The organism is Gilvimarinus sp. 2_MG-2023 (genome assembly GCF_030547685.1).
Classification (GTDB): Bacteria; Pseudomonadota; Gammaproteobacteria; order Pseudomonadales; family Cellvibrionaceae; genus Gilvimarinus.
In genome coordinates this window covers 21,761-31,150 of record NZ_JAUOQM010000009.1, presented here as the reverse complement: position 1 = coordinate 31,150, position 9,390 = coordinate 21,761, and the positions used below count along the sequence as shown (strand labels likewise).

The following is a 9,390-nucleotide window of genomic DNA, read 5'->3' as shown; positions in this document are numbered from 1 at the left end:
GGCTTTTAGCGTGTAGGTTAGGTCGGTCACGTCGGTGGCAGCGGCGGTGTATACGGTTTGGCCGCTGCCGCTGTTTTCATCAATGGCCGTGGCGGTCGCGCCGCTGGTAAAGCTGGGCGGAGTGTTGTCGATGGTGATGGGGGTGGCCGCAGCGGCGGATAAGTTGCCGGCCGGATCGGCGGTGTACAGCTGGTAATTACCCTCCGCTAATCCTGTCGCCGCCACGCTGACATCGGTATTGGCGGTGGCAATGGCCGCTTGGTTCCAGTATTGGTCGTCCGCGCCGGTAATATCGCTTAGGGTATTAACCGTAATTGACTCGTGTACTACATACGCGGTGCCGGGGTCGGAGCTTTGTACCGTGACTGTTCCCGATGCATTAATAATTGTCGAGTCAGGATACGCCAGCGTGCCGTCGGCGTTAAAGCGCTGCACAAAAATACTCCGGTCGCCATTGGCATCTAGCCCTGACCAAGTCACCGCAAAGGCGCCCTCGCTGCCCAAAGGTGTAATTTGTGGGTCGTAGTCAGTACCATTCGTCACGCCAATTGGCTTAAGCAATATCGGCGTACCAACGGCCAAACCGATGCTGTCAAAGCGCTGCACAAAAATACTTAAATCGTTGCCGTCGTACCCTCTCCAAGTCACAGCAAAGGCACCGTCGCTGCCTAGGGGGGTGATTTGGGGGGCGTCGTCATTGCCACCCGTGACGCCCGTAGGCTCGAGTAGTATGGGATTGTCCACTGGTTCGCCAGCACTGTTAAAGCGCTGCACAAAAATACTGGAATCGCTGCCGCCGTCGTACCCATACCAGGTCACGACAAAGGCGCCGTCGCTGCCCAGGGAGGTGATTTGGGGGTCTTGATCAGTATTAGTCGTAACACCGTCGTGCTCCAGCAACACGGGGCTGCCCACCGCTGCGCCGGCACTGTTAAAGCGCTGCACAAAAATACTGCGGCCGCTGCCGACATCGTATCCATACCAGGTCACGGCAAAGGCGCCGTCGCTGCCCAAGGGGGTGATTTGTGGGTCGTAGTCAGTACCATTCGTCACGCCAATTGGCTCAAGCAATATCGGTGTATCAACGGCCAAACCGATGCTGTCAAAGCGCTGCACAAAAATACTGAAATCGCCGCTGGCATCGATTCCATACCAAGTGACGACAAAGGCGCCGTCGCTGCCCAGGGGGGTTATTTGGGGGGCATAGTCATGGCCATCCGTGACGCCCGTAGGCTCGAGTAGTATGGGATTGTCCACTGGTTCGCCAGCACTGTTAAAGCGCTGCACAAAAATACTGTAATCGCTGCCGCTGTCGTATCCATACCAGGTCACGGCAAAGGCGCCGTCGCTTCCCAAAGGGGTGATTTGGGAATATAGGTCAGGGCCATTCGTGACACCGTCGGGCTCGAGCAGTATGGGGCTACCCAGCGGCGCGCCGTCACTGTCAAAACGCTGTACAAAAATACTCCAATCGCCGTCGGCATCCCACCCATACCAAGTCACGGCAAAGCCGCCGTCGCTGCCCAGGGGGGTGATTTGGGGGTCTTTGTCGTGGCCATTCGTGACACCGTCGGGCTCGAGCAGTATGGGGCTACCCAACGGCGCGCCGTCACTGTCAAAACGCTGTACAAAAATACTCCAATCGTTGCCGGCATCCTTTCCATACCAGGTCACGGCAAAGGCGCCGTCGCTGCCCAGGGGGGTGATTTGGGGGGCTATGTCTTGGTCATTCGTGACGCCGTTGGGCTCCAGCATATACTGCATTGGGTCCAGAATAACCTGTGCGGTGGGGGCGGTGTTGTTAATGCCCAAAGTAACGGCTTGTTCGGAGCTGTTACCCAGTGCATCTGTGGCGACGACGGTAAAGTCGTAACTGCTTTGGGTCTCAAAGTCCGGGTCGCTGGTTAGGGTTACCTCGCCAGTGGTTTCGTCGATGGTGAAGTCGGCGTGGTCGTCTACGGCTTTTAGGGTGTAGGTAAGGTCGGTAAGGTCGGTGGTGATGGCGGTGTAAACGGTTTGGCCGCTGCCGCTGTGTTCCTCAATAGCGGCGGCGGTCGAACCGCTGGTAAAACTGGGCGGTGTGTTGTCGATGGTGATATTGGTGGCCGCAGCGGTGGATAAATTACCGGCCCTATCGGCGGTGTACACCTGGTAATTGCCATCGGCCAAACCTGTGGCGGCGACGTTGACATCGGTATTGGCGGTGGCAATCGCGGCCTGGTTCCAGAACTGATCCGCCGCGCTGGTGATATCGCTTTGGGTGTTGATTGTAATTGAGTCGTGTACCAAGTAGGCGGTTCCGGGTTCTGCACTTTGAATGGTGGCCAAGCCTGAGGCATCCATTGCGGTGCTTTCCAGAACGGGGGTGCCGTCAGCGTTAAAGCGCTGTACAAAAATACTGTGGTCGCCATCGGCATCTCTCCCAGACCACGTTACCGCAAAGTCGCCCTCGGTACCCAGAGGGGTAATTTGTGGGTTGTCGTCAGAACCATTTGTAACACCATCTGGCTCAAGCAAAATCGGCGTGTCGACCATCGCACCGCTGCTGTCAAAGCGCTGTACAAAAATACTGTTGTCGCCGTTGGTATCAACCCCAGACCAGATAACCGCAAAGGCGCCGTCGGTGCCCAGTGCGATAAGCTGGGGTGCCTGGTCAGTACCGTTTGTTACGCCATCGGGCTCAAGTTTTATGGGCGTGTCAACGGCCACACCGCTGCTGTCAAAACGCTGGACAAAAATACTGTCTTCGCCATCGGTATCAAGCCCACTCCAAGTGACCACAAAGGCGCCGTCGGTGCCCAGCGCGACAAGCTGGGGGGCTTGGTCAGTACCGTTCGTTACGCCATCGGGCTCAAGTTTTATGGGCGTGTCAACGGCCACACCGCTGCTGTTAAAACGCTGCACAAAAATACTGAGGTCGCCATCGGTATCGCCCCCACTCCATGTCAGAGCAAAGGCACCATCACTTCCTAATGCAGCAACTTGAGGATATACGTCGCTCGCCGTTGTTACGCCACTAGGCTCAAGCAATACTGGAGTGCCAATCATTGCGCCGCTGCTGTTAAATCTCTGCACAAAAATGCTGAGGTCGCGATCGGTATCCTGACCAGACCAAGTGACCACAGAGGCACCATCTGCGCCCAGTGGGGTGAGCTGAGGATAATAGTCACCGCCATCCGTCACGCCAGTGGGCTCAAGTACTACCGGCGAGCCAGCTACCGCGCCGCTGCTGTCAAAATGCTGCACAAAAATGCTGTCTTCGCCGTCGGCATCCCTCCCGTTCCAAGTGACCGCAAAAGCGCCCTCGGTGCCCAGTGCGGTGAGTTGAGGATCATCGTCATCACCATCCGTCACGCCAGTGGGCTCAAGTGCTATCGGCGAGCCAGCTACCGTGCCGCTGCTGTCAAAACGCTGAACAAAAATGCTGTCGTCGCCGTCGGCATCCTCTCCACGCCAAGTGACCACAAAAGCGCCCTCGGTGCCTAATGCGGTGACTTGAGGGCTTATGTCATTACCCAATGTTACGCCATTGGGCTCGAGTAATATCGGCGAGCCAACCACTGCGCCGCTGTTATCAAACCGCTGTACAAAAATACTATTGTCGTTGCCGGTATCGACGCCAGACCAAGTCACGGCAAAGGCGCCGTCGCTGCTCAGGGAGGAGATTTGGGGATGCTGATCGTCCCCATTAGTAACGTCGTCGGGTTCTAACAAATGCTGTATGGGGTATAAAACAACCTGCGCGGTGGGGGCGGTGGTATCCACCAAATAACCGGCATTGTCGGCAATTGCAATATGAGTCAACACCGCAGTATTACCGGCGGCGTCTTCAATCGTGCCGCCGTTGGCATCCAGCGCATCGGCTTCAATGCTGATGCCGTCGGCGTCGGTATCGCCTGCCTGCACGGTGTAGGTAAAGGTGAGTGCCGTGGTGCCACTGCCGCCTGCGTAGGTGGCGTAAACGCTATTGCCGCCAATATTCAGTGCTAAGCGCGGTGTGCCATCAGTGGTGTCGACATCGGTGGCTTCACTCATAGTTACCGTGGCGGTGACCACATCGTCAGCGTTTACGGTGTTGTTTTGGATGCCGGTAGCGCTGGTAATGGCAACAGTGCTGACCGTGGGTGCCGTTTCATCGGCTATGTCGTTAATACCCAAAGTCACTGCTTGCTCGGAGCTGTTACCCAGTGCATCGGTGGCGACGACGGTAAAGTTGTAGCTGTTCTGGGCTTCAAAGTCTGGGTCGCCGGTTAGGGTGACTTCGCCGGTGGCTTCTTCGATGGTGAAGTCGGCGTGGTCGTCTACGGCTTTTAGGCTGTAGGTTAAATCAGTAACGTCGGTGGCATCGGCGTCGTAAACCACTTGCCCGGCGCCGCTGTTTTCATCAATAGCCGTGGCGTTTGCGCCACTGGTAAAGCTGGGCGCTGTGTTATCGATGGTGATACCGGTGGCCGCTGCGGCGGATACATTACCGGCCGCATCGGCGGTGTACACTTGGTAGTCGCCATCGGCCAAACCTGTGGCCGCCACGCTGACATCGGTATTGGCGGTGGCAATCGCGGCCTGGTTCCAGAACTGATCCGCCGCGCCGGTAATGTCGCTGACGCTGGTTACGGTGACCGAGTCGTGGACTAAATAGGCCGTGCCTACTTCGGTGCTTTGCACTGTGACTGAACCTGAGGCATCAATGGTGCTTTGTAGTACTGGTGTACCGTCGGCGTTAAATTGCTGGACAAAAATGCTGTCGTCTCCGCCGGCATCCGCTCCTCGCCAGGTCACGGCAAAAGCGCCGTCGTTGCTCAGGGCGGTGATCTGGGGGTTTTCGTCCCCGCCGCCCGTGACGCCTTCGGGCTCGAGCCGTATGGGGCTGCCCACCGCTGAGCCGGTACTGTCAAAGCGCTGCACAAAAATGCTGTAATCGCCGTCGGCATCCTGCCCATGCCAAGTCACGACAAAGGCACCGTCGCTGCCCAGGGCGGTGATTTGGGGGTCTCGATCAGTACTAGTCGTAACACCGTCGGGCTCCAACAGTACGGGGCTGCCCACCGCTGCGCCGGCACTGTTAAAGCGCTGCACAAAAATACTGAAATCGCCGCTGGCATCGATTCCATACCAAGTCACGACAAAGGCGCCGTCGCTGTCCAGAGGGATGATTTGGGGGGCATAGTCACCGCCACCTGTGACGCCGTCGGGTTCCAGCAGAACGGGGTTGCCCACCGGTGCACCGGCACTGTCAAAGCGCTGCACAAAAATACTGTAATCGCCGCCGGCATCCTGCCCACGCCAAGTGACGACAAAGGCGCCGTCGCTGCCCAGGGGGGTGATTTGGTTGTAACTGTCTATGCCGTTCGTGACGCCGTTGGGCTCCAGCAGTACGGGGTTGCCTACCGCTGCGCCGGCACTGTCAAAGCGCTGAATAAAAATACTTAAATCGCCGCCGACATCGTCTCCTCTCCAGGTCACGGCAAAGGCGCCATCGCTGCCTAGGGCGGTGATTTGGGGGACATAGTCATTTTCATTTGTGACACCGTCGGGCTCTAGCAGTACGGGGTTGCCTACTGCTGCGCCGGCACTGTTAAAGCGCTGCACAAAAATACTGTAATCGCCGCCGGCATCGAATCCATGCCAGGTCACGGCAAAGGCGCCGTCGCTTCCCAAAGGGGTGATTTGGGGGTCTAGGTCATGGTCATTCGTGACACCGTCGGGCTCGAGCAGTATGGGGCTACCCAATGGCGCGCCGGCACTGTTAAAGCGCTGCACAAAAATACTGTAATCGCCGTCGGCATCCTGCCCATACCAAGTCACGGCAAAAGCGCCGTCGCTGCCCAGGACGGTGATTTGGGGGAAAAAGTCATTGCCATTCGTGACACCGTCGGGCTCAAGTAATATCGGTGAGTCAGCCACCGCACCGCTGCTGTTAAAGCGCTGCACAAAAATACTGTTATCGCCACCGGCATCCTCTCCAAACCAAGTCACGGCAAAGGCGCCGTCGCTGCCCAGGGCGGTGATTTGGGGGGCTTGGTCATCGCCATCCGTGACGCCCGTGGGCTCGAGCATATGCTGGAGTGGGTTAAGAATAACCTGCGCGGTAGGGGCGGTGGTATCCACCAAATAACTGACGTTATCGGTTACGGCGCTGTGAGCAAGCTCGGCGGTATTACCGGCGGCGTCTTCGAGTGTGCCGCCGTTGGCGTTCAGCGCGTTGGCAACAATACTGATGCCGTTGGCGTCGGTATCGCCTGCCTGCACCGTATAGATAAAGGTTAAGGCGTTGGTGCCACTGCCGCCGGCGTAGTTGGCGTAAACGGTGTTGCCGCCAATGTTAAGTGCTAAGCGCGGGGCGCCATCGGTGGTGTCGACATTGGTGGCTTCACTCATGGTTACCGTGGCGGTGACGACATCGTCGGCATTTACGGCGCTGTTTTGGATGCCGGTAGCGCTGGTAATGGCAACACTGCTCACGGTAGGCGCTGTTTCATCGGCAATATCATTGATGCTTAAACTGACCGCTTGCTCACTGGTATTGCCGGCAGCGTCGGTGGCGACGACGGTAAAGTTATAGCTGGCTTTGGTTTCAAAGTCGGGGTTGTCGGACAGTGTAACCGCGCCGGTACTGGCGTTAATGCTCAGTGCCGCGTCGCTACCGGCCGTCAGGGAGTAGGTGACGGCGCTGTTGTCGGTAGCGCTTGCGGTATAAATAACTTGGTTTGCGCCGGAGTTTTCGTCGATGGCCGGGGCCGTTGCGGCAGAGGTAATAACCGGGCTGGTGGTGTCTGGGGTGACCGGCGGTGGTACATCCGCGACTTCGTCAATGTCCAGACTCACGGTTTGCTCTGTGGTATTGCCGGCAACATCCGTGGCGATAACGGTAAAGTCGTAACGACTTTGGGTGTCGAAGTCGGGGTTCGCAATCAGCGTTACCTCGCCTGTGTTGGCGTCGATACTAAGCTCTGCGTGGTCGCCCTCTTGTTTTAATTGGTAGGTGAGCGCTGCTGAGGTGTCGGTACTGTCATCCACATCGGCGGTGTCGGTAGCCACAGCGGTGTATATGACCTGGCCCGCCCCGGAGTCTTCTTCAATGGCGGGTGCGGTTGATGCGGAGGTAAAGTTGGGGGTGGATTCGTCAAGGTCGTCAACGTTCAGGGTCAGGGTTTGCTCGCTGCTGTTGCCGGCGCTGTCGGTGGCGATAATGGTGAGCTGATAACTGGCTTGCGCTTCGTGGTCTGGGTTGTGCGTTAGCGTAAGGTCGCCGGTTTGGGCATTAATGCTAAACAGGGCGGAGTCATCGTCGTCAGACTGCTTAATGCTGTAGCTGATGATGCTGGCATCGGTGGCGGCGGCGGTAAAAACGGTTTGCGCGGCGCCGCTGTTTTCGGCCAGGTTGTCTGCCACCGGCTCTGAGGTAAAGGTCGGTGCGTAAGTATCAATCATTGGCGCGACATTGTGAGTCGTTGTGTCGCCGGAAGGTAGAGTGACAAGATCCGCGCCTGCCAGCAGTTGACTCTGCCCCTGCTCAGAAAGCACCAGGTTGCCTGAATCGTCGGTACTGATGGCGGCTAAAATGTCGTGAATAGTGGCCTGGCTGTCACCGGCGTTATGTTGGTCCGCCCCTGAGAAGGTTGCTAATAGCAGGCCATACATTTCGGCTGGCGAGAAGCCATCGGTGCCATCAAAAGTGCCGTTGTTGGTGGCACTCGGGGTGACATCGTGCAAGTTGCCCAGGTTGAACAGTTCGGCAATGGCTTGGTTGGCCGCGTTAACCGACTCCGCGGTTAGCGAACCGTCGCTGCTGTTATTGAGCGCAAACTCCGCCGCCAGCGTGGTAACCGGGTTGATGTTAAGCGAAACACGGCTGCCCGCTTCGGTTACAACGCCAATAGCGCTAAGGTCTGCGGTCAGATCGGTTGGTTGGTTGGTGGCTTCATCCAGGTAGTCGGCGCCATCGTCTGCGTCGCGCACACGGGCGATAATAGCGCCCGTGTAGTCACCTACATCAATGATGAACTGACCGTTGGCATCAACGGTTGTGGTGCCGAGCAATGTTACGCCGTCGGCGGCAAACACATCCACAGTGAGGCCGTTGCCTTCAATAACGGGGCCTGCCACTAGGGTGCCAGTAATGTTGGTAACGATAGGTTCTGGATCTGGGGTTGGTGCTGGCCCGGTTGGATTTGTTGCGTCATCGCTGCTGCTGGAACCACCCAGCGCGAGTGCCAACCCACCCACAAAGCCCACACCCCAACCGATTGGAGTCAAAAGCGATGACTCGTCCTCTGAGCTTTGCGGCCAAACAATAGAGTCTTCATTGCCATCGGCTGCGGCGAGGGCATCCAAGGCTGCGCCGGTAAGTGCATCGTCGGCCAGTGTCGCTTGCGGAACAAACACGGTGCCTTCAGTGCTAAAGAAGGCCTCAACCACTATGGCTTGCTCGCCTTCCAGGTCAATGACTAAGTCGTCGTCGCGTTTTTTGGCGATTAGGTTGGCGGGGGTTTTGCCTGTTGCCGGATCGATAATCGCATAACCGCTTTGCGGTACTGCCATTATAGGTTGTTCGAGGGGGAGCGATTGAGTGACTAATTGCCCATCTGGCTGGCGAATAACAAGGAGCTTTTGCACAGGCGACTGATCCATAAATATTCCCTTTCCTATTTTTAGAGAGCCTGCGATTACCTATATCAAAGCGTGATGCAGCTACATGGGTAAATGATTACAGCTGTTAGTGTGGGTTCGGGGCGCTTTCGTTGAGCACTAAATGACCAATAATAATTCTGACGGTAAGGGTATGTAAAGGTCATATGCCAAAAGGTATATGTTTGACTTGTTCTAGGCAGTACCGGCCTTAGTGGGGCAGACGGCTTATGGCCGCGCCCATTTTTTACCCAGTTTCGGTTTTGCCTCTATTATGAGTGGTGCGCACCCCACTCGGTAAATCGGTTAAATAGAGAGTGCTGAAGTTGGTTTTCTGAAGAGGGAGCGGTGTGCGGGGAACGGTATACGGGCGATGGGGCCTGGTGGCGAACCTATAATGCCTAATGTGACGGCTTCCGTCGTCCAGCACGCCAGAATCAAGGAGCAATGGATATACCATTACTGAAGACCAGTAAGCCCAGATATCTAACAACGAAGACGCTATCGAGCCCGTCGACCTTTGTGGGATTTAAGGCTTCAGCTGGTTCTTCGGTAGACAGTTGCACACCGCTCTAGAGAAATTGAGCGTGACAGCTAAAAGGAATAGTCAAATATTATCAATAAATTATGAGTGTTTGGCGCGCTCAATTGGTTTCTTGGCTTGTGGATAAAGCAGGCGAAAAGCTCAACGTATTCCGCTGAACGGAAAATTGTGTGGCCGGAAAAGTGTGGCTGTCCCAGAATTGTCTTGTTTATAAGCTC

Annotated in this window: 1 protein-coding gene; it reads right to left on the bottom strand. The window is 56.5% G+C overall.

Annotated elements, in window-relative coordinates; translation table 11 throughout:
* On the bottom strand, nt 1–8,631 hold an 8,631-nt coding region (locus Q4526_RS02025; RefSeq protein ID WP_215975070.1), incomplete at its 3' end, for a cadherin domain-containing protein.
* Between the last annotated feature and the right edge of the window lie 759 nt (nt 8,632–9,390).